This is a genomic window from Bradyrhizobium genosp. P, assembly GCF_049949265.1.
Classification (GTDB): domain Bacteria; phylum Pseudomonadota; class Alphaproteobacteria; order Rhizobiales; family Xanthobacteraceae; genus Bradyrhizobium.
Genome location: NZ_CP188195.1, coordinates 8,993,588 through 9,015,253, shown reverse-complemented (window position 1 = coordinate 9,015,253; position 21,666 = coordinate 8,993,588). Strand labels below are relative to the sequence as shown.

General features: G+C 60.2%; 17 protein-coding genes. 9 read left to right on the top strand and 8 right to left on the bottom strand.

From position 1 onward, the window contains the following. Nucleotides 1–8: 8 nt before the first annotated feature. Entirely contained in the window at nt 9–353 is a 345-nt protein-coding gene (tnpB, locus tag ACP2YO_RS43235; RefSeq protein WP_426433797.1) for an IS66 family insertion sequence element accessory protein TnpB, read from the bottom strand. Further along, the gene (locus tag ACP2YO_RS43230; RefSeq protein WP_426433795.1) at nt 350–736 is read right to left on the bottom strand and encodes a transposase; all 387 of its coding nucleotides are present in this window, start codon (nt 734–736) and stop codon (nt 350–352) included. The genes tnpB and ACP2YO_RS43230 overlap by 4 nt, the downstream gene beginning before the upstream one ends. A 75-nt stretch (nt 737–811) precedes the next feature. Here ACP2YO_RS43230 and ACP2YO_RS43225 point away from each other — a divergent pair, with 75 nt between their 5' ends. Next, nucleotides 812–1,204, top strand: a complete 393-nt coding sequence (locus ACP2YO_RS43225; RefSeq protein WP_426437256.1) for a hypothetical protein — start codon at nt 812–814, stop codon at nt 1,202–1,204. 248 nt (nt 1,205–1,452) lie between these two features. Here the strand turns inward: ACP2YO_RS43225 and ACP2YO_RS43220 are convergent, their stop codons facing one another. Further along, on the bottom strand, nt 1,453–2,277 hold the full coding sequence (locus tag ACP2YO_RS43220) for an alpha/beta fold hydrolase (protein WP_426443464.1): 825 nt from the start codon (nt 2,275–2,277) through the stop codon (nt 1,453–1,455). A gap of 686 nt (nt 2,278–2,963) precedes the next feature. Here ACP2YO_RS43220 and ACP2YO_RS43215 point away from each other — a divergent pair. The 3 genes from ACP2YO_RS43215 (at nt 2,964) to ACP2YO_RS43205 (ending at nt 6,704) form a co-directional block, all read left to right on the top strand. Further along, nucleotides 2,964–3,152, top strand: coding sequence for a hypothetical protein (locus tag ACP2YO_RS43215; RefSeq protein ID WP_426437255.1), 189 nt, complete (start codon nt 2,964–2,966; stop codon nt 3,150–3,152). A gap of 182 nt (nt 3,153–3,334) precedes the next feature. Further along, nucleotides 3,335–5,671, top strand: a complete 2,337-nt coding sequence (locus ACP2YO_RS43210) for a membrane-bound PQQ-dependent dehydrogenase, glucose/quinate/shikimate family (RefSeq protein ID WP_426443463.1) — start codon at nt 3,335–3,337, stop codon at nt 5,669–5,671. Nucleotides 5,672–5,702: 31 nt separating this feature from the next. Then, nucleotides 5,703–6,704 (top strand): alpha/beta fold hydrolase, encoded by a 1,002-nt coding sequence (locus tag ACP2YO_RS43205; RefSeq protein WP_426437254.1) that lies wholly within the window; start codon nt 5,703–5,705, stop codon nt 6,702–6,704. 77 nt (nt 6,705–6,781) lie between these two features. On the opposite strand, the gene ACP2YO_RS43200 is transcribed toward ACP2YO_RS43205, so the two are convergent. From ACP2YO_RS43200 to ACP2YO_RS43180, 5 genes are all read right to left on the bottom strand, one after another. Further along, entirely contained in the window at nt 6,782–9,658 is a 2,877-nt protein-coding gene (locus tag ACP2YO_RS43200; protein ID WP_426437253.1) for an ATP-binding protein, read from the bottom strand. A gap of 313 nt (nt 9,659–9,971) precedes the next feature. Continuing rightward, entirely contained in the window at nt 9,972–11,720 is a 1,749-nt protein-coding gene (locus ACP2YO_RS43195) for an adenylate/guanylate cyclase domain-containing protein (RefSeq protein WP_426437252.1), read from the bottom strand. A 69-nt stretch (nt 11,721–11,789) separates the two neighbouring features. Beyond that, nucleotides 11,790–12,788, bottom strand: a complete 999-nt coding sequence (locus tag ACP2YO_RS43190; RefSeq protein ID WP_426437251.1) for an HlyD family secretion protein — start codon at nt 12,786–12,788, stop codon at nt 11,790–11,792. After that, on the bottom strand, nt 12,778–15,063 hold the full coding sequence (locus tag ACP2YO_RS43185; RefSeq protein WP_426437250.1) for an ABC transporter permease: 2,286 nt from the start codon (nt 15,061–15,063) through the stop codon (nt 12,778–12,780). The genes ACP2YO_RS43190 and ACP2YO_RS43185 overlap by 11 nt, the downstream gene beginning before the upstream one ends. A 53-nt stretch (nt 15,064–15,116) precedes the next feature. Continuing rightward, complete coding sequence (locus ACP2YO_RS43180) at nt 15,117–16,070, bottom strand: HlyD family secretion protein (protein WP_426437249.1); 954 nt, start codon at nt 16,068–16,070, stop codon at nt 15,117–15,119. Nucleotides 16,071–16,429: 359 nt separating this feature from the next. Here ACP2YO_RS43180 and ACP2YO_RS43175 point away from each other — a divergent pair, with 359 nt between their 5' ends. The 5 genes from ACP2YO_RS43175 (at nt 16,430) to cyoA (ending at nt 21,666) form a co-directional block, all read left to right on the top strand. Then, complete coding sequence (locus tag ACP2YO_RS43175; protein WP_426437248.1) at nt 16,430–16,783, top strand: hypothetical protein; 354 nt, start codon at nt 16,430–16,432, stop codon at nt 16,781–16,783. A gap of 73 nt (nt 16,784–16,856) precedes the next feature. Then, nucleotides 16,857–17,768, top strand: a complete 912-nt coding sequence (locus ACP2YO_RS43170) for a 3-hydroxyacyl-CoA dehydrogenase (RefSeq protein WP_426437247.1) — start codon at nt 16,857–16,859, stop codon at nt 17,766–17,768. 201 nt (nt 17,769–17,969) lie between these two features. Further along, complete coding sequence (locus ACP2YO_RS43165; RefSeq protein WP_426437246.1) at nt 17,970–18,959, top strand: 3-hydroxyacyl-CoA dehydrogenase NAD-binding domain-containing protein; 990 nt, start codon at nt 17,970–17,972, stop codon at nt 18,957–18,959. 54 nt (nt 18,960–19,013) lie between these two features. After that, nucleotides 19,014–20,348 (top strand): NAD(P)/FAD-dependent oxidoreductase, encoded by a 1,335-nt coding sequence (locus tag ACP2YO_RS43160; RefSeq protein WP_426437245.1) that lies wholly within the window; start codon nt 19,014–19,016, stop codon nt 20,346–20,348. A 409-nt stretch (nt 20,349–20,757) separates the two neighbouring features. Beyond that, nucleotides 20,758–21,666 (top strand): ubiquinol oxidase subunit II, encoded by a 909-nt coding sequence (cyoA, locus tag ACP2YO_RS43155; protein ID WP_426437244.1) that lies wholly within the window; start codon nt 20,758–20,760, stop codon nt 21,664–21,666.

Below are 21,666 nucleotides of genomic sequence, written 5' to 3'. Positions count from 1 at the left end.
GCAGCTTGTCAGCCTACCGTTTCTGGGCGCTTCACAACCACCGGACGCACCTTCGTCCAGTCCAGCCCGTCAATCAGCGCGAGCAACTGCGCATGGTTCAGCTGCACCCGGGTCGGCGCAATCCTCGGCCAGCAGAACTTTGACTCCTCGAGAGTCTTGGCAAACAGGCATACCCCGCTGCCGTCCCACCAAACCGCCTTGATCCGATCCGCCCTTTTCGAACGGAACACGTACAGTGCTCCGCTGAAGGGGTCGGCCCCACCATCTCGAACCAGCGCCATCAAACCCGTGGCTCCCTTGCGGAAGTCGACCGGCGTGCTGGCCACGTAAACCTGAACACCCGCCGGGATCATGCCTGCCGAACCGCCCGGATCACAGCAGCAAGCCGCCCCGCCTCCACATCTCCACCAACGCGCACCACGACATCGCCGATGACGATTTCCACCATCTCCCCCGCCATGGTCTCAAAGCGCGCGAACTTAACCGCTCGGTCTCGCGCCCCAGAGAGCGGCGCCACCATTCCCGAGGCCAGCGCCTTGCGTCGCCACGCAAACAACTGCGATGGATCGATCCCATGACAGCGCGCTATCGCCGACACGTTCGCCCCCGGCGCAAACGTTTCCCCGACGATGCGATCCTTCTCCTCCCGCGACCAGGTGCGGTAGCTCCGCCCGGGACTCACCGAAAGCCGCTCGGCCGCCGCTGTGATAACTTCGAAATTCTTCGTATCAGACATATGTTCGCTCTCATGAACTCCTGGGACAAATCACCAGGAGATTCTCTGACAATCGAACATCATCCGCTACGTGGGATGACCTACACGCTTACGGAACGTCACAGACAGACCTTCGGCGACGTCCCCAAATTATATGGATCGGATCGCGGCTTCTTCAGCGAGAAGAACGTGATGTCGTGCAAGCAGCAAGGCGTCAAGGTGGTCTGCATCCCACAACGGGGCGGCATCAAAGCGCCCGAGCGCGAAGCCTATGAGAAGAGCCGGGAGTTCAAGGACGGCCAGCGCTTTCGCGCCGGCATCGAGGGGCGCATCTCGGTGTTGTTCCGCGGCCGTGGCATGAAGCGTTGTCTCGCCGAAGGTCGCGAGCGCTTTGAGCTGTGGGTCGCAGCCGCCGTGCTCACCAACAACCTCATGAAGATCGCAGCTCTGTTGGCCGAACGATCGTCGCGCAGACGAAAAGCCGCCTGACAACATCCCTCAAGTCCATCGTTTGTGCGGCACGACATCCGCCGTACTCTCTTGCAACCGACCCGCCCCCAATGGGCGCTTGATGGCACCGCGACAAAAATCGACGTCAAATTACCCTGGAAAATGCCGGCATCCGACGTCAGTTCACTCCGGTTTTATTGGCGAAATGGCATGCCTCGACACCAAAAACAGCCGTTTCGCGACAGAAACTAGACTAACCTTCCAATGGTGCTGCTCTCAGCCTTCGCTTACGCTTTAAAGAAGGCCAGTAGGTCGGCGTTGATGACGTCGGCGTTGGAGGTCGGCATGCCGTGCGGAAATCCAGGGTAGGTCTTCAAGGTCGAATTCCTCAGCAGCTTGGCCGACAGCGGCCCGGAATCCGCATAAGGGACGATTTGGTCATCATCCCCATGCATGACCAGGACGGGCACCGTTATCTTCTTGAGGTCGGCCGTGAAGTCAGTCTGTGAGAACGCGACGATGCCGTCGTAATGCGCCTTGGCGCCGCCCATCATGCCCTGGCGCCACCAATTCTGGATAATGCCCTCGGAAACCTTGGCGCCCGACCGGTTGTAGCCATAGAAGGGACCAGCCGGAAGGTCGCGGTAAAACTGGGTCCGATTGGTCGCAACCTGCGCCTGCAGTCCATCGAAGACTTCCTTGGGCAGGCCGCGGGGATTGGCCAGCGTCTTTACCATGAGCGGTGGTACTGCGCTGATGAGAACCGCCTTCGCCACGCGGCTCTCGCCGTGCCGCGCCAGATAGTGCACCACCTCGCCGCCACCGGTGGAATGACCGACGTGAATGACGTTTTTCAGATCGAGATGCGCCGTCAAAGCCGCAAGGTCATCCGCGTAGTGATCCATATCATGACCGTCCGCCGTCTGGCCGGAACGTCCGTGGCCACGGCGGTCATGGGCGATCACCCGGTAGCCGTTATTGAGGAAGAACAGCATCTGGGTGTCCCAGTCGTCGGCCGATAGCGGCCAGCCATGGCTGAACACAATCGGCTGACCCTTGCCCCAATCCTTGAAGAAAATGTCTGTGCCGTCCTTTGTTTTGATGAAGCTCATCGTTTCGACTCCATGGGTTTCAATGGTTCGCTGGGTTGGAGCATCCGAGGCCAAAGCCGTCGCGGAGCAAGCCAGTTGGCTGCTGACCAAGGAACTGCCGAGTGCTGCGGCACCCAACAGGACGTTTCTTCTGGTGGTTGTCGCGTCTAAATCGGGCTTAGGTAGCTTGGTCACCGGCGTCCCACTTTTTGCCACGGGTCCAGTTATCGGAGAGATCAGTTCAGCCACCGTCCATTGAAATGGACATGCTTCTGATATCGCCATTGGAAATGGCATGTGGCGCCTCGCTGAGGCTTTTGGACCTTGCGAACCCATGCATTGCTGCCAAGTCATTTGTTGCCTGTCTAACGCTCCTCAACACGCGAGCCCAGCAAAGCGTGACAAATTACAGCTAATTTTGGCGAACGGCTTTCGGAGCACCGTGAACACCAATCTCACGGTTAACGACCATTTGGGGCGATTTGGAACGCTTCACTGGCATGGCTCCCCATACATTGTAGCGATTCAGGCGACGGCAATCGAAGCCGATCTCAGTCGTTATTGTCAAACGATGTGCGATCACGCCAGATCGCGAATCGATCCGAAAAATCGGAGGCGCACATGCCCCTGCCGCGTCCGCCATTGATCTCTCGTTCGAACATGCTTCGTCCAAAAGCGATGGCGAAGAGGCTCGGCGATCGCTTCCGATGGTTGCGATCGAGGCCGCAGGACAACCGGTCTGGGGACAAACTCCTGGATGCTTGCGTTTTCAACTGATCGAGCTTGGGCTGCTGATTTCAAATCGAAATTATGCCGCACTCCTTCAGGCAAGCATTGCTTTCGTTACCGGCGCCGGCCCCGCTCCGAAACAGCTCCGCTCTGAACAAGCCGACTAAAGCAAACCAGATACGCCTTTTCGCGAAATTAGCAGCGATTTGCCGCGTTTTATTGGGCCCGAGTCCCGAGGCGAGCTACTGGTACCCATGAATCAAACTGGTACCCATGACTCAAATCGATTGGATTGATCATGCACAACAGAACAACAATCGTTGAAATCGAGACCGGCCCATCGCGCAGCCTGCGATTTCTGAGCCGGGCGCTCGGCGGCTTGATCGGCCTGATCGGTTTGGCGCTGTCGTGCGGCGGAGCCTGGTTGGTGACGTTGGGGGGATCGCTCTACTACCTTTTGGCCGGTGCCGCCTATCTGTTTGCCGGCATACAGCTATGGCGGTTGCGACCGCAGGGAGCATGGTTGGTTGCAGGCGTTGCCCTTGTGACGCTGGCGTGGGCAATATGGGAATGCGGGATAAATTACTGGGCGCTGTTTCCCCGGCTGCTGATGCCTCTCGGCCTGGCGGCGGCGGCATTGCTGCTGACCGCGCCGCTGTTGGCCAAGGAAAAGCGGCTTGCGATGTCGGCTGCAGGCACGCTCGCTTTGCTTTTCGCCGTCGGCCAAGTCGCATTGGCTTTCACTGTGCACGGGACCATTCAGGCTGTCCCCGGCGCGCCCTTCAACCATGCGAAAGTGGACAACGCTCCTTCGGACTGGACCGCTTATGGACGAACGACGGCCGGCACGCGCTACGCGCCGTTCGATCAGATCAACCGCAGCAACGTCGCGCAGCTTGAAGTCGCGTGGCAGTTTCACCACGGCGACACCGGACCCGGTGTCGACCAGAACATACCGCTGTTGATTGGCGATACGCTCTACACCTGTTCCCCGAACGACATCGTGGCGGCGGTCGATGCTGACACCGGCGCGCTGCGCTGGCGACATGACCCGCATGCGACAGGGCCGACCTGGCAGCGCTGCCGCGGATTGGGCTATTACGCGATGCCGGCTACGGCAGGCGCCTCGGCATCGGGCATTTGCGCGCAACGAATCATCAACGGGACGACGGATGCGCGCCTGATTGCATTGGACGCAAAGACCGGAGAGCTTTGTCCCGATTTTGGCGATCATGGCCAGGTCGATCTCAAGCAAGGCATGGGGACGGTGGATCCAGGCTTTGCGTTCGAGACCTCTGCGCCGCTGGTGGCGCGCAACAATATCGTGGTCGGAGGATATGTCCTCGACAATCAGAAAGTAGGCGAGCCGTCGGGTGTCGTCCGCGCGTTCGACGCCCGCACGGGCGTGCTGGTCTGGGCGTGGGACCTCGGCAATCCCGCGATCACCCGCGAGCCGCCTCCGGGACAAACCTATACGCGCGGAACCCCCAACATGTGGACGACCGCGGCATACGACGACCGCCTCGGCCTGGTCTACCTCCCGCTGGGCAACGAAACCCCGGACTATTTTGGCGGGTCGCGCATGAAAACCTCCGACGACTACAACTCGTCGATTGTCGCGGTCGACGTGCTGACGGGACGAGAGCGCTGGAAGGTCCAGACCGTCCATCACGACATCTGGGACTATGACCTTCCATCGCAGCCGGCCCTGGTCGATCTGCCCGACAACAAGGGCGGCACGGTGCCGGCCCTGATGCAGACCACCAAGCGCGGCCAGATCTTCCTGGTCAACCGGGAAACCGGCGCGGCGCTCGCCGAGATCGCCGAGAAGCCGGTGACCCAGAAAGACGCGGCGCCGGGAGAACGGCTGTCGCCGACCCAGCCCTATTCGGTCGGCATGCCCACCATCGGTGCTGAGAGGCTCAGCGAAAAGAAGATGTGGGGTGCCACCATGCTGGACCAGCTCTACTGTCGCATCTCCTTTCTCCAGCACAACTATGATGGCGACTTCAGCCCGCCCGGACTGAAGCCGACCATTCAGCAGCCTGGCAACGGCGGTGGCATGAACTGGGGCAGCGTCTCCTACGACCCGGCGAACCACCTCGCGTTCATCAACGACATCCGCGTGCCGAGCGAGTTCTGGCTGATACCGAGGGACGAGTATGTGGCATGGGCCAAAGCTCATCCGTCTCCCCATGACGGCCACGGCCCCGCCGCGATGGCAGGACTGCCTTACGGCGAAGCCACGTACTTCTGGATGTCACCGATTGGCGTGCCATGTACTGAGCCTCCATTCGGAACGATCACGGCGATAGACCTCGATACGCACAAGATCGCCTGGCAAGTGCCGGCGGGGACCGCGGAGAAACTGGGCCCATTCGGCATCGCTTCACACATGCCGATGCCCATCGGAATGCCGACCTACGCAGGAACGATGACGACCGCGGGCGGCCTGGTGTTCTTTGCCGGCTTCCAGGATTACTACATCCGCGCCTACGACGCGCAAACCGGCAAGGAAGTCTGGAAGTATACACTGCCGGTAGGATCGAGCGCCACTCCGATGAGCTACGTCTCCCCGAAGACAGGGCGGCAATATATCGTGCTGTCGGTTGGCGGAGCCTCTCATTCGAACGACACGGCGGATTTGGTCATCGCCTTCGCATTGCCTGCCAAGGCCGCTCACTGAGATTTCAGCGCAACGATTCAGGAGAACTAAAATGGCTGACCCGAGAGTTCAGGATGCGCCCGTGAACACCGACGATCCACAGGGGTTCAACCACAAATTCGCTGACGTCAACGGTATCCGTCTGCATTACGTGGACGAAGGGCAGGGCCCGCTGGTCATTCTGGTCCACGGCTTCCCCTATCTATGGTACGCGTGGCGGTCCCAGATCCGCGCTTTGGCTGCTGCCGGCTACAGGGCCGTAGCCCTCGATTTGCGTGGCTATGGCCAGACCGAAAAGCCGGCATCTGTTGACGCCTATGACCACACGCATGTCGCCGGCGATTTGGTCGGCCTCATGAAAACCCTGGGCGAGACTTCTGCGGCAATCGTGGGCCATGACGTAGGCGCCGGCATCGTCAACGCCGCCGCCCTTCTGCGACCCGATTTGTTCCGGGCTGTCGGCGTGCTGTGCACTGCCCCGGGAACGCGGGGCCCGGTCAAGCCGAGTGTCACCTGGAAGGCGATGGAAAAAGACAACCTTTTTTACCAGCATTATTTTCAGGACAGCAAAGCTGATCGTGAAATGGCCGGCGACATCCGCAAATTTTTGCTTGGCGCGATGTATTCGGTTTCCGGCAGCGTGGCTGGCGCCGATCGCTGGCGTCTGTTCGTCGAGAAGGGTGAAACCATTCTCGACACCGCGACATTGCCCGAACATTTTCCTTCGTGGCTGAGTCAACAGGCTCAAGATTACTACGTTAGCGAATTCACCCGCACGGGCTTCACCGGTGCCCTGAACCATTATCGCTGCCGAGATATGAGCTGGGAAGTTACGTCATTTCTCGATGGAGCGGTCCTACGGCAGCCCGGCATTTGCATCGTGGGGGGCAACGATCCGGCCTTTCCGGCCGTCAAGGCTGCCTATGAAAAACTCGAAACGCACATGATCAATCTTCGGAACAAGGTGATGCTGCCGGGTGTCGGCCATGCCCCAGCCGAGGAGCAACCTTCGAAGGTGAGCGATCTGCTGATCGAGTTTCTTCGGGGCCTTTGAGAGCAGGGCGAAGCTCTACGGCAACGTGACCCAATGGCAGTGCCGTTTGGTTGAATTTCGGCACTGCATCAGGAATCTCAGTTGCAGGCCTCGCCCCTATCCCATTCGTCGAGAAGCCGCCTCGCGGATTGAAGCTCGGGTGTCGCAAGTCCTTCCGTAAATCGTGCGTATACGGATTGAAGCAGATCGCGTGCTTCGTGAACGCGACCTTGCGAATGGTGCAGCCGTCCGAGGCTCATGGTGGTACGCAGCTCCCAGAACAAGGCGCCATGGCGGCGCGCCACAACCAAGGACTGGTGGAAAAGATCCTCCGCCGGTTTTGTGTCTGCACTGTTCAACAACACGAGCACGTCGCCTTTGATACGCAGCGCTTCGGGTGTCCAGTTTGAAAGCGGAACCTGGTCGAGCTCCAGGGCCTCATCGATTGCAGCAAGGCTTTCCTCAAGGCGGCCGGCCGCCAGCAGGACCTCCGCGAGGCCGCCGAGGAATCGGCGATAAAGGACTTCAAATTGAGCTTGTCGCAGGCCGTTGAGACAGGCTCGCAGCAACTGCTCTCCAGCCGCAATATCCCCCCGTCGGGTATGCAACAAACCGTCGAATCCAAGCGCACAAGCATAGTAGCTGCTCATGGCATGCTTCCCGGCATGATCTTTGAGCCAGGTAATCCAGGGTTCGGCGGTCTCGAGTTGCCCGTACGAAAGGGTGTTGAGGCACCAGGTCAGCGCAAAATTAAGGGAGAGGGGATGGTCCCCGCTGCCTGTATCGGTCACGACACCGCGCATGGTTTGTACCGATCGATCGAGCGTGCCCAGGAGCCATTGCGCCTGCGCCAGTACGATGCGGGCCACCACAAATGAATATGCCATTCCATAGCGGACAATTTGCGCGCGCCGAATGGTGGGCGTATTTTGGTCGTAGGCCTGCTGGGAATGCGTCAACGCTCTGGAGAGATCGCCAGTGGCAAGAAATATGGCGCCGAGCATGCTGTGCGCCGTCGCAACGGCAATCGGATCGGTGGCAGCTCTGGCAATCGGCACAAGTTGACGCGCGAGAACAAGCGCCCCGCCGAAATCCCTGAGCCGAACGCAAAGCATTGCCAGGCCAACGAGCGCGCGCAGTTCGTAGTCACGGTCCTGAAGGCTTTCCGCAAGCTCGCTCGCCCGCTTCAGCGCCGAATGAGCCGTAACCCCGGTGGCGCTCACGCCCAGGGTGAACTGGAGCGAGAGGCCAAACTCGGTTTGCAGCACCATCTCGAGGCGTGTTCCTCGATCCGCGGCGTCGAGGATGTCAAGTGCCTTCTCCGACCAGCCGTAACACTCGGTCAGAAGTGATTTCTCGAGCCAGAGGGGCGTTGAAGCTGCCGCCAAAGCCGCTGCGACCGATTGATCTCCGCTGGGTCCGAACGCCCAGCTCAGCGCGGCACGAACATTGTCGATCTCAGGCGCATGGGCGGCGGCGAGGTCGTCCGCTGCTCGACCGTTTCCTCGCTTCTCCAGTAATTCTCGGAAGAAGGTCGCATGGCGTCGAGCAAGCGCATCGGCTTCGCCGCTCTCTATAAGCTTGATTGCGGCATAGGCCCGCATCGTCTCGAGCAGGCGGAAGCGGACATCGCCATCGCCAATGTCCGCCGTGACCACCGATTTCGTGACCAGGTCGGCGACGATATCTGCGACGTCTGACCGACTGTTATCGATGCCCGCCGCCACAGCGCGCACCGCGTCCTCGGTGAAGCCGCCGGCGAAGATCGCAAGGCGCCGGAACACCGTCTGCTCTTCCCGGTCGAGGAACTGATAGCTCCAGTCGAGCGTGGCGCCGATGCCACGGTGCCGGGGCGGAGCCGCACGGAGGCCACCGGTCAAGAATCGCAAGCGGTCATCCAGGCGGGCCGCAAGTCCGCGCACCCCAAACGTGTTGACGCGGGCGGCGGCCAGTTCGATCGCCAGTGGGACGCCATCCAGCTTGCGGCAGATGTCGCCGGCGCTCGAAGCGTCCGCGTCGCTCAGCTCGAACTCGTTCACAGTTGCCGCTGCGCGCTCGACGAACAGTTGAACGGCCGGAAACCGCAGCGCTGCTGGGCCACTGAGACCATCCGATATGGCAGGCACCGCGAGCGGTAACAAGCGATGCACATATTCGCCGGGAGCGCGAAGCGGCTCCCGGCTGGTCGCCAGGACGTGCACCCGACGCGATCCTTTCAACACCTCGGAGGCGAGGTTGGCAGCGGCCTTGATCACATGCTCACAATTGTCGAGCACGAGCAGCATTTGCTTATCGCCGAGAGCCGTGACCAAGCCGGGCAGCGGATTGTCGGACCGCACTTCGAGCGTCAGCGCGGAAGCCAACGCTGTCGGCACGAGACGAGGGTCGGCGATCGGCGCCAAATCGATCAGCCAGACTCCGTGCTCGTAAGCCGGTATCAGTTGTTCGGCGACGGCAAGGGCAACCACCGTCTTCCCGGTGCCGCCAGATCCGACGATCGTGAGTAGTCGCTGCGTCGCCAGTTGCTCCAGAAGCTTGCCGACGACGTCGGTTCGGCCAATCAAGCGCGTCAGCTGGACCGGCAGATTATGTTGGGTCGTCGATGGCGGGACTTTGATATCGGCGACGCTATCGTCTCTTGCGGAGATCGCGGCGACGAATCGGTAACCCTGTCCCGGGCTTGCCACGATATAACGGCGGCCATCCCGTCCGTCACCCAGTGCCCGTCGCAGGCCCGCGACTTGGAATTTCAGATTGCCTTCGGCAATGTGGCTGCCGGGCCAGACACGCTCGATGAGCGCATCCTTGCTGACGAGTTCGCCGCGCTGCTCGATGAGCGCGACCAGAATCTCGAATGCTCGGCTGCCAAGACGAACCGGCGTGTCACCGTCAAGCAGCAGGTGCCGGCTCGGAATCAAACGGAACGGGCCGAAAAAGAGTGCGGGCTCGCTCGAAGCGGCCACCAGATCGACCATCCAGATTCTCGAAAAATGACGTCTGCCTAACAATAAGGCAAGCGCTACCGCTTGTCTATCCTGCCTCACGGCGCTGGATGTGCCCGCGCGTCTTGAAGCGGATGCCGCCTCCGTTGGCTTTACCGGGAGATAGCGGCCTCAATTCTGTGACGCGTCCGATACTGAATGTCTCGAGGCAAGCGCCAGGCTTGCGACTGATCCGATCGCAATATTGCCCAGCAAATCTTCTCGAGCCGTGAAAGTAAGCCAGTGCTCCCCGGCGGCTTGCAATTTCATGATCGACTGTGATGGCCTGCTGTACGGACGCGAGATCTCATTCAGGCACGCCAGCCTCGACCAGTGCCTGCCCATACGATTCAACGCCACTGCGTAGAGGAGTTAGTTCCTTCAAACGCGAGACCCGAATACCGGGCGCGACCTGAAGAAGGCGTGCAACGGCAGTTCGAACTTCATCCTCGCGCCCGGCCCGAATGCCATTGGCAATGAGAGGAATAAGGTAAAGCGCATTCTCATGTTTCTGGAGCGCTTTCGCTGCCCATACACAACCTTCCTCATATCTGCCCAACATGAAGCAGCCGTATGAGATGCCGCAATATGCGCCGATGCGGGCTGGATCAAACTCGCTGAATTGCAGGGCTCGAGAGAAGCTCTTGATCGATTCTTCGGGTCTGCCAGACAAACGCAGGACCCAACCCCGTATCAGCCACATGCTCGCCAAGTTCGGATTGAGCGCAACCGCCCGATCGGCCATGGCCATCGCACGCTCATATTGCTTGTCGAAATACACCAGCGCCCGCGCCGCTCGCGCCAAAGTCATCGCGTCGTCAGTTCCAAGCGTTGCGGCTATATTTGCAAATCGGATGGCTTCAACCTTATCCTCAGAGCTGATGGCGACCCCCCAATAGGCTTGCACGGTCGCGTATGTGGCGGCGCAGTGGCCGTAAGCCTCCGCATACCTGTCGTCTTTTTCGATAGCCTGCTTGAAATAGCTTATTGCTTCCTTCAGGCGTCCTTCCCACACCGCGTGCGAGCCGCGCATGCACAGGTCATAACTGTCCAGATTGGCGGTCGGCTTTCGCTTTGTGCGCTCGGTTTCTGCGAGCTCCACCGTTGATGCAATAGCTCCAACGATGTTGGATGTGACTTGATCCTGAAGATCAAACACGTCCTCCAATGCGCCGTCGATCTTGTCGGCCCAAAGGTGGGCGCCCGTTTCGGCGTCGATGAGCTGCCCCGTGATCCGCACGCGACCGCCTGCCTTGCGAACGCTGCCCTCGAGCACATATCGAACGCCCAGTTCACTGCCGACCCGCCTGATATCGACCGCTTTACCTTTGTAAGTGAAAGAGGTGTTCCGAGCGAGAATCAGCAATGACCTGAATCGAGAGAGGGCAGTTATTATGTCTTCGACGATTCCATCTGCAAAGTATTCCTGCGCGGAATCACCGCTGATATTCTGAAATGGCAAGACGGCGATAGAAGGTTTATTGGGCACGTGCAGTGACGCCGCTTCGGCGGTGGATAGAGCCGAGCCTACTCCGTGTGAGTTCCTGGTCCTGACGGCGTATGCGCGTATCGGCCTATGGATGTTTTTGAGCCACTGCTCGCCCCTGTCCTCGAAATCGGTATCGAGGTTGCCTTCGACTTCGCCGTAAACCTTGCCCGAAATCAGGATACCGCCCGGGTCGGCAATTCCTTCAAGCCTGGCGGCAATATTGATCCCATCGCCATAAACATCGCCTTGCTGATCAACGATTACGTCGCCGAGATTGAGTCCTACCCGCAAGCGCAGCGAGTCCTCGGTAGACGAGAGGAGGTCCTGAATGTCGATGGCACACCTCAGGGCAGCGACGGGGCTGGCGAACTCAGCGAAGAATCCGTCGCCCGTTGTCTTGATCAGTCTCCCCTCATGGCGTGCCAAACTAGGCTCGATCAGCTGCCGCCTGAGTTTGTCGATCCAGGTGTAGGTCGCTTCTTGCGCGTGCTCCATCATCGCGGAATAGCCGACCACGTCGGCCGCTAGAATGGCTGCTAATCGCCTTTGGACATATGCCTCAGGCACCCGTGCCTCCTGAAAGGTCCGACTTGCAGTTCATCAAACCACGGCCAAGTACGAAGCCTGAATTGCGGCTTATCTCCTGCCTGCAACCGGTTGCAGCCAAACCGTCATTCCGGGCTCCAAGCTATCGTTGGCGTTGGACGGTTCGATACGAACGAAAAAGCTGTTCAGGTCATGGTCATCGACGGCGCGCGCCGCGCGCCATGTCGCGAATTCGCCGAGTGGTCTCAACTCCGTAACGCGTCCCGAAATTGCGCGTCCCGAGACAAGCGCCAAGTTTGTGGGCGATCCGATTGCGATACCACCCAGCAAATCCTCCCGAACTGTGAAAGTAAACCAGCGTTCCCCGGCGGCCTGCAACGTCATGATCGATTGTCCGGGCGAAATCACCTCACCCGGTGTGCCGACAAGGATCTCGACGATTCCGTCAACCGGTGCGAGTAGCGCGGTCTTGGCCAACTTAGCTTCCAGATCGGCCGTGGCAGCGTCTGCCAGGATTACCTTCGCGTGGGCGCTGGCTCGCTCTTCGGCCGTGGGGCCGGCTTTGCTCTCTTGATAGATCGCCTGGAACTGCGCGAGACTTGCTTCGGCCTTGTGTAACGCGGCGGTGCTTTGGTCCAGTTGCTGCTTGCTTGCCACATCCTTTGCCGCGAGTGTGTCCGACCGTTTGAATTGTTGCTGGGCTAGGGCGAGGTTTGCCTCTCCGATCTGGACGTTTTGGGCTGCTATATCGACTTCTTCCTTGCGGACGCCGGCATCTACATTGTCCCGGTCGGCGCGGGCCTGGGCCGCAGCCGCCTTAGCTTCCAGGACCGATGCCGACAATTCGGGGCTGCTCAGTACCGCGAGGATGTCCCCTTTGCGTACCCGCTGTCCTTTGCGTACGCGCACGGAGTCAAGTCGGCCGTTGGTTTCCGGAGCAATATGTATCTCCGTCTCGTGCACAACGCCGGGTAGGGGCGCAGGCAGGTTTCCAGCCGATCTCATTCGATAACCGAAGATGAGGACGACCGCCCATATTGAAAGAGCGGCAAGAAGCAGCATCTTGCGGCGGGGCGACCTAGTGCCCATGGCGGGTATCCTCCCTGCTCAAGACGCGGATCGTCACCGCTGCCAGGAGCGCGTAGGTGGCCGTCAACACCCAGAGGGTTATCCAGTCCCGCGACACGTCGAGCAGTGTCGCCCCCATCTGGTTGATGCGTACCAGCCCATCGATGGCCGAGGTGCTCGGGAAAATCCGGCTCGCCGTGCGAATGGCTGCGGGAATGGCTTCGACCGGCCACGAGACGCCGACCATAAAGAAGAGCGGCAGGCTGGTCGCCACCAGCAGCAGCACCGCACTCTCGCGCCGCGTGAAGCAGGCTCCAGCGAACTGAGCAAGGAAGCTGACCGAAAGCACGAAAGGCACCGCCAACAAAAGCAGATCGGCAAGATGGCCCAATGTTGAAAAGCCGTAGATGTGCGGCAGCACGATGAGATAGAGGGCGAGGCCCGGAATCGCAACGCATAGATGGGCGAGCGCGTGTCCGACGATGGTGCGTATTCCACTCCGCCGCCGTCGAGCGGCGAAGCCGCCTTGTTCGAACGCGATGCCGCCCAAGGTCGCAGCACCCATGAAAAGGGTTTGCTGCAATATCAGTACAAAAGCGGCCGGGACAATGTAGCTGGCATATCCGCCGGTGGGGTTGAACAGGGGCTCGGTCAATAGTTCGACGGGAGAGCTTCGGATGATGGCGGCGTGGGCGAGACTGCCGTCGGATCGCGCACCGCGCTCTGATATCGTGACCGAGACCGTGGTGACCGCTTCGGATATCCCTTGCAGCACGCGGCTATACATCAGGAAATAAGCGGAATCGACATAGGCCGCGACCCGAGCCTTGTTGCCCTTAAGAACTTCCCGTTCGGTTCCCTCTGGAATGTCCACCACCGCAAACACTCGCCGTCTCGAAAGCGAGTCTTGCGCCGCCGCGAGCGTATCGGCCCGAACAGCGACCCTGGTCGCTTCGTCAGCGTTCAAGGCTTGAATGAGGTTGCGACTCGTTTCGGTGTGATCCTGGTCAACCACCGCGATGGGCAGCCCTCGAAGCAACTGGCCAAGATAAGGCTGGGGATAAAATACGCCGTACACGATCGGGGCAAGCACGATCAGGCCGAAAACTCCGGAATCGCCGACGACCCGGCGAAACTCGGCCGCCATCGCGGACGTCATCCCGAGTCCTGACGCATCGGGAGAGGAGGATTGAATGGCCGAACGCTTGACCTGCTTTGCAGTTGCGATGGCCCGAAGGCGGAGCCAACCAAGGCCAAAGAAAAGACAGGCCAGACCGCCCAGGATCGCAAAGGGGACTGCGGACACCGAGACGGGCAGTCCGCGCACCGCCTGATCGAACAACAATTCGACATACCAGCGCAGAGGCAACAGCGCGCCCCAGTATTTGGCGAAGGTGCCCATGGCCAAAACGGGAAAGCCGACGCCGGCAAATCCGAATGCCGGCGAACAGATGATGGCGGCCAGGCTCAGACCCGTCGCGAGATTGCGGACCAGGAGCTGGAGCAGCGCGCCGAGCGACAGATAGGCGATCAGCAACAAACAGACTGCGGCGCCCATCATGATCGAGTCGCCGCGGAAGGGGACATGATAGAGGCCGTGGATTATTCCGGCTCCGACAACCATCATCAGCACGAAAATGACGAACAGCGGCAGCAGCTTTCCGACAAGCGCCGCGAGCGGGCTGCCGCCGGCCGTGGCCAGCCAAGCCCTGCGATTGCGCATGGAAAATTCCGATCCGACAGCGTATCCCGCGGCGATCGCGGCAATAACGTGCAGCACCGTCGGCAGGATGGCCCGCAGCAGGAACTGGGCATAGTTCAGCGCGGGATTCGTCAGCACATATTGCTCGACGACAAGCGAGCCTGGCGAAAAACCGGCGCTTGCCGTAGCTGGCGCGATCGTCGCGGTTGCGGCTGAGATCGCATTTGACAGCGAGCTCGAAGCGTTGTTGCCGGGTGTGAAATACTGCCTGTTGTAGAAGACGACGATCTGAGGACGTTTCCGTGCCACCATGTCGCGCTCGAAATTGGACGGAATATAAACCGCCGCGATGGCCTCGCCCGAGCGGATCGCATGCATTGCGCGGGTAAGGTCGTCCGAACGCTCGGCCACCGTGACGCCCGGTGCTGAGGCGACCGCCTGGACATACATCATCGACGTCGCCGATCGATCTGCGTCCACAACACTGACGCGCAGGTCGCGGATAACGGCGTTGCTGAACGTCCATGTCAGCAGTGCGAAAGCGATCAGGGGAACACCGACGGCGAGGAACAGCGCGAGCCGGTCGCGACGCATCCATCGCAACTCGCGTGTGGCAACAAGAAGTATACCGGGTTGCTGGGCCACCCTCATCGCGGCTTGACCGGCGATTCAGCGTAGGCGCTCATGCCCGGCCGTAGCTCCGGAACCGGAGAAACGGGATAGGCGCGGACCTCGAAGGTTCTGAGGTCGAAGTCGCCGGTGGCACGCGTCGCGCGCCAGCCCGCATATTCGCCCTTGGTCGCAATGACCCTGATTGCGACCGTGATCAATCGGTCGCCGAGTGCCGGCACACGCAATTGAAACTGATCGCCGATTTTGAGCCCCTTGACGAGATCTTCGCGAAGATCGAAGCGCAGCCAAACGTCGCTCAGATCGACTAGGGACAAAAGCGGCACACCAGGGGAGACGTACTCGCCGAGCTCGGAGCCGATTTGATAGATCTGCCCGGCAATCGGGGCTTTCACCGCAAGTTCATCGACTTGGGCCTGAATGGTATCGATCGAGGCCTTGGCTTTTGCGACATTCGCCCGCGAAATGCTTCTTTGCTCCGGCGTATAGCCTGCAATGGCTTCCTGGTAGGCCGACGTTGCTTGATCGACGCTCCGCTGCGCAACGCGAAGCGAGTTGGTGACCTCGTCAAGCCGCTGGAGAGGGGCGTTGCCGCTCGAAGCAAGCTCCTTGACGCGATTGTAGGTTTGCTGGGCCAGCGTCAAATCCGAAGTCGCGCTATCCACCATGGCCTTGCGTTGCGCGACCTCTTCGGCGCGCGTGCCGGCCTCGATATGGGAAAGTTCGGCGGCGGCGACCGTGAGACTGGCTTGAGCCTCACGCAGCTTGGCGAGCAGCTCCGGATTGTCGATTTGATACAGAAGCTGTCCCGCAGACACGTTATCGCCTCGCGAAACCGGGCGTTGGCCGACTCGTCCGTCGATACGTGCGGCGATGTCGATGCGGGTTGCGTCGGCCTCGCCCTGGATCAGGATCGGCTGCGGCTGGACCAGATACCAAAGCGACAGCGCAACGATTCCGCCGACAAGCAACGTGGCGATGATTGCCGGTGCCCTGGCCGGGTTTACTTTGACAGCGTTGGGGCCACCGGTCGTTCCAGGTTTTGAAGGCGTATCAGGTGCTTCCGAATCTGGCCGCGGCTCCGGAAGGTTCGGACGCCGACCTGCATTTAAAAGTTCACCATCCTGCGCCGTCATGAGAATTTTGCCTCTGTTGCTCCGAAAGGATGACGCGGATCGTTGATCAGGATCCCTTCATCCGAGCCGTCATCCTGCGCGTTCTGTGCCGGTCCCATGGCGGTGTCGCCGAGCTGGCGCGTATGATCTGGCGTGGCCGCGATATCGTGCGGCCGTCGTAAGCAAGACAGCTACTCAGATATCTGGATCATTGCGTGACAAGGCTGCCAAAACTCTGCAAATTCCTGCAAAAAGACCAGACGGCGATTTGGAATCGGCGCCGCCACCGCCACCGCGACCGCTCGGTCGAATCCTCCAGCGCCATTTTCAAACGTTTGGGACGCTTTGGCCGGATTTATTCGATGTTTTCGGGCACGCCGCGTAACAGTCCCGCACTAATCGTCTTTCGCGCGCGCTGTTTTGGGTCGCTTCAACGGGAGATCTCCATGGGTACAGTAGTCGCCAAGTCGATGGCGCGGCCCTTTCGACGTTCACCGGACCAAACACGAGCGATACTCGTCATTCGGCTGCTGCTGGCCGTGCTGTGTCTGGTGGCGGAGGCGATGTGAACACCAACGACCGCCAAAAATGCAGGCATAGCCGTCCGCCCTTTTTGAATGCGGTAACCACGGGAGCTAGAGAATGAGTTCATCGAAAACAACTGCGGGCCGTCTGTTCGTTCTGGACCTGAGTGGCGGCCGAGTGCTCTCCCTGAATGCCGACGGCTCTGATCTGAAGACGATCGTCAATGAGGGGCGACGGCATCCGGATGGCGTGGTTGTCGACGTCACGGCGGGTCACGTCTACTGGACAAATATGGGCAACCCCAACGCGAACGACGGCAATATCGAAAGGGCCGATCTCGACGGCCTTAATCTCACGAATATTGTTCCTGAGGGCGGCACCTTCACTCCCAAGCAGCTCCAGCTCGACAAGGCGAATGGCAAGCTCTACTGGTCGGATCGCGAAGGCATGCGGGTCATGCGTTCAAATCTGGATGGTTCGGATATCCAGACGCTGATCGAAACCGGTCACGGAGAGATCGACCGGCGCGACGCCAGAAACTGGTGTGTCGGGATCGCCCTCGACGTTGAAGGCGGCAAACTCTACTGGACCCAGAAGGGTGGCGACAACGCCGGCCAGGGCCGCATCTTTCGGACGAATCTGGAAATTCCAAAGGGTCAGACTCCGGCCGATCGTAAGGACATCGAACTGCTGTTTGATGACCTGCCCGAACCCATCGATCTCGATCTCGATCTTGCCAACCGAATGATCTATTGGACGGATCGCGGCGACCCGCCGCGCGGCAACACCGTAAACCGCGCACCGATGGATGCGGAGTCGGGGAAGCGCAAGGATCCGGAGATCGTCTTTGATCATCTGATGGAAGGGATTGGACTGTCGCTGGATGTCAAGGGCGGCCGTATGTTCCTGACCGACCTTGCCGGCTCCGTTTACAGCGCGAACCTCGATGGGTCGAACAGCAAAATGCTGCTTGCCGCCGAGGGAAACCTGACCGGCATCGCGTATGCGGATATTCCCGCGAGCTCGTAGCCGCCGCGCGGCGGGCGCATCCTATACGGGTCTGCCATTCGCAGTCAGTCCACTTTGAAAATCGTCATTGATCCTGCCGATCAGGTTGCCTGAGCGCAACCTGTCGGCGTTCGCAGGAATTTGTCGATATTTGGCAAGCTTCACTCGATCACTATCGAGATGACGTCATAACACCATCAGGACAAGCAAAGGACCGCCTCCATGACACGAAAAATCAATCGCGTTGCGATCATCGGCACCGGCGTAATCGGTGCGAGCTGGGCGGCGCTCTTCCTGGCAAAGGGCCTGGAGGTGGTCGCGACAGATGTTGCGCCCAACGCCGAAGCATCGCTGAAGCGCTCCATTGAAGCAGCTTGGCCAGCGTTGAAGCGACTGGGGCTCGCGCCGGGTGCATCGCAATCCAACCTGAAGTTTGTCGCCGATCTGCCGGCGGCTCTAAAAAATGCGGATTTTGTCCAGGAAAACGGACCGGAGCGCATCGACTTCAAGAGAACACTCTACAAGCAGCTCGATGAACTGCTGCCGGCGGACGTCATCATTGCGTCCAGCTCGTCGGGCCTTACCATGAGCGAGATCCAGGTGGGAGCTCCGATCCATCCCGAGCGATGCGTCATCGGACATCCATTCAATCCGCCGCATCTGATTCCGCTGGTCGAGGTGGTCGGCGGAGCAAGGACTTCGGAAGATACAATCAAGCGGGCCATGGAGTTCTATGACTCGTTGGGCAAGCGGACGATTCGCCTTCGCAAGGAACTACCCGGGCATGTCGCCAATCGTCTGCAGGCGGCCTTGGGACGGGAGGTCTATTACCTCGTTGCCGAGGGGGTCGTCAGCGTCGCCGACGTCGATACGGCGGTGTGTTGGGGGCCGGGCCTGCGCTGGGGCGTCATGGGGCAGGTGATGCTCAATCATCTCGCCGGCGGTCAAGGTGGTATCGAGCATTACTTCGAACAGTTCACGGGTCCGGTGACGGCCTGGTGGAAGGTGCTGGGCTCACCTGAGCTGACGCTTGAGGTCCGCCAGAAACTCATCGACGGCCTTCATGCGGAAGTTGGGTCGCGCTCCATGGATGAATTATCGACGCAGCGCGACGAGGTTCTGCTCGGGCTCCTCGAACTCCGCTCCAAATCGGAGACGCCGTCGGTGGTGCCTGGAAAGGCGGTTGGTGTTGGCGATAAAGCGCTCGGGTGATCGTTCCAGCGCTTCGGCCGTTCCTAGTTCGATTAGCGCTTTGAGAGGCGACACATGAGCGAAACATTGGAACTGACCCCGGAGCAGGAAGAAACGCGCGTCGCTGCCAAGCTACAGGGCATGAAAAAGCGGATCGTGATCGTCGGGGCAGGCTTTGCCGGCCTTGCCGCGGCGCGGGCGCTTCGCAAATGCGATGCGGATATCATCCTGATCGATCGGCGAAACCACCATATCTTTCAGCCGCTGTTGTACCAGGTAGCGACTGCTGTGCTTGCCACTTCCGAAATCGCCGCGCCGATACGGCAGCTGACGGCGAAGCAGAAGAACCTCTCGGTGATGTGGGCTGAGGTTGGAGCCGTCGACCTCGAGGTCCGCGCCGTCCAGGTTAATTGTCACCGCGTACGCCCAAGAAAAATACCGTTCGATTATCTGGTGGTCGCGACGGGCGTTCAGCCGAGCTATTTTGGTCACGACGAGTTTGCCCGGTACGCGCCCACGCTCAAGACTCTCGCCGATGCCGAGCTCATCCGAACAAGACTGCTCACGGCGTACGAGATGGCGGAAATGACTGACGACCCCGACGAACGGGCGCGGCAAATGACGTTTGTGCTGGTCGGGGCTGGCCCATCCGGCGTGGAATTGGCCGCATCCATGGCGCAACTGGCCACGGTCACGCTGCGATCCAACTTTCGGAAAATCGATCCGGCGAAGGCCTCGTTTCTGTTGATCGAGGGGGGCAAGCGGGTGCTGCCGAGCTACGCCGAATCATTGTCGATGAAAGCGGCCAAGAGGCTCGAGCGGCTGGGAGTGAGGGTGATGACGAATGCCATCGTCGAGAAGGTCGACGAGCAGGGCGTGACGGTCGCCGGGCGCCTGATCCAGAGCGCAACGGTGTTCTGGACAGCGGGCGTTGCACCGTCTCCGATCGTCAAGATGCTCGGTAGCAAGACCGACCGCGCGGGAAGGGCAAGCGTCGGACCCTTCATGAACCTGGAGGATAGCGAAGGCGTTTTCGTCGTCGGTGATTCGTCCTCGGTGATTCAGGATGCCCGTCCAGTACCCGGAGTGGCTCAGGCCGCGATCCAGCAAGGCCGCTACGTCGGACGGCTGATTGCGGCCGAGCTCCGGGGGAAGTCGCCGCCGCAACCGTTCCGTTATTTCGACAAGGGGAGCATGGCCGTCATCGGCAAGAATTTCGCCGTTCTGGAGACCGGCCGGATTCGCATGAGTGGGTTTCTGGCGTGGCTCGCCTGGGCTTTCGTTCATATCGTTGCTCTTCCGCTGCGGCAAAACCGCATTCGGGTCCGCATTCAATGGCTATGGTCATATTTTACCGGGCAGCGCAGCTCGCGGCTGATGTCCGAAGCCTCTTCTGATCGGGGAAATTAGCGGCCGAACCGAGCGACAGAGCTGCGGGAGCTGATAGCACGATCGAGTGGGCGCTACACGATGGCGCACCACCAAGGTGCCGCCGACGTCGCCGCGCGTTTGAACTTCCCGAAATCGAAGCCAGGAAATCGACGGCCGCATCGCAGAGCATTCATTCGAACAAGAGTCGCGAACCTGGCGTTGCCTCACAACGATTTGCCCCGATTTGCCACCCTTAATTCAATCGCCGTTCGGTCGGGATGTATGACTTGCCTGTCTTGCAGTCGCGAGGCAACGCACGGACAACTGGATGCAGCGAATGATGCGCGACAGACCTCTTCGACGAGCGCCGATCGCCAAGAGGCACCTGAGTAGATGCGCTGGGGGATGTCGACGCTCGCTCAGGCTGCTGCCCCTTTCCGCGGCAACATTGCTCGGTGGATGCAATTGGGTCGTCCTCGACCCGCAAGGGCCGGTCGGGACTGCGGACAAGGCCATCCTGGTAGACTCGCTCGCCATCATGCTTGCCATTGTGGTGCCAACCATCGCCGCGACTTTTGCCTTCGCTTGGTGGTTCCGAGCCGGAAACACCAAGGCAACTTACCTGCCGGATTTCGTCTATTCCGGCCGCGTTGAGCTCATCGTCTGGTCGATACCCCTGCTGGTGATCGTTCTTCTGGGAGGCGTCGCCTGGATCGGATCGCATAACCTCGATCCGGCAAAGCCACTGGCGTCCAAGACTGCGCCGATCGAGGTCCAGGTCGTCTCGTTGGATTGGAAATGGCTGTTCATCTATCCAAACCAGCGTGTCGCGAGCGTCAACGAGCTTGTGATTCCCGCCGGCGTGCCCGTTCACTTCTCCCTGACATCTGCGAGCGTCATGAGCGCGTTCTTCATCCCACAGCTCGGCAGCATGATCTACACCATGTACGGCATGACGACGCAGTTGAACTTGCGCGCGGATGCGCCGGGTTCGTTCCACGGACTTTCGGCCCATTATAACGGTGACGGCTTCTCCGACATGCATTTTGAAGTGCAGGCGGTGCCGGCGGATCGGTTTGCCGCCTGGATTGAGGCCACACGCGATGCCGGTCCAACGCTCGATGACAGGAGCTACGCCGATCTGGCCAAGCAAGGCGTGAAGACAAGTCCATTCACTTACCGGGCGGCCGATCCGGGGTTGTTCCAAAGAATTGTCACGCAGCAACTGCCGCCTGGTCCCGGCCCGCCGGCCGCGCTGCTCTATCGGACCGCATCGTCCGCAACCGAATGGCCTCTTTGCGTATCTTCCATCAGGTATTCGATAGCAACCAGCGCAACGCCGCGGACGGAGGATTAG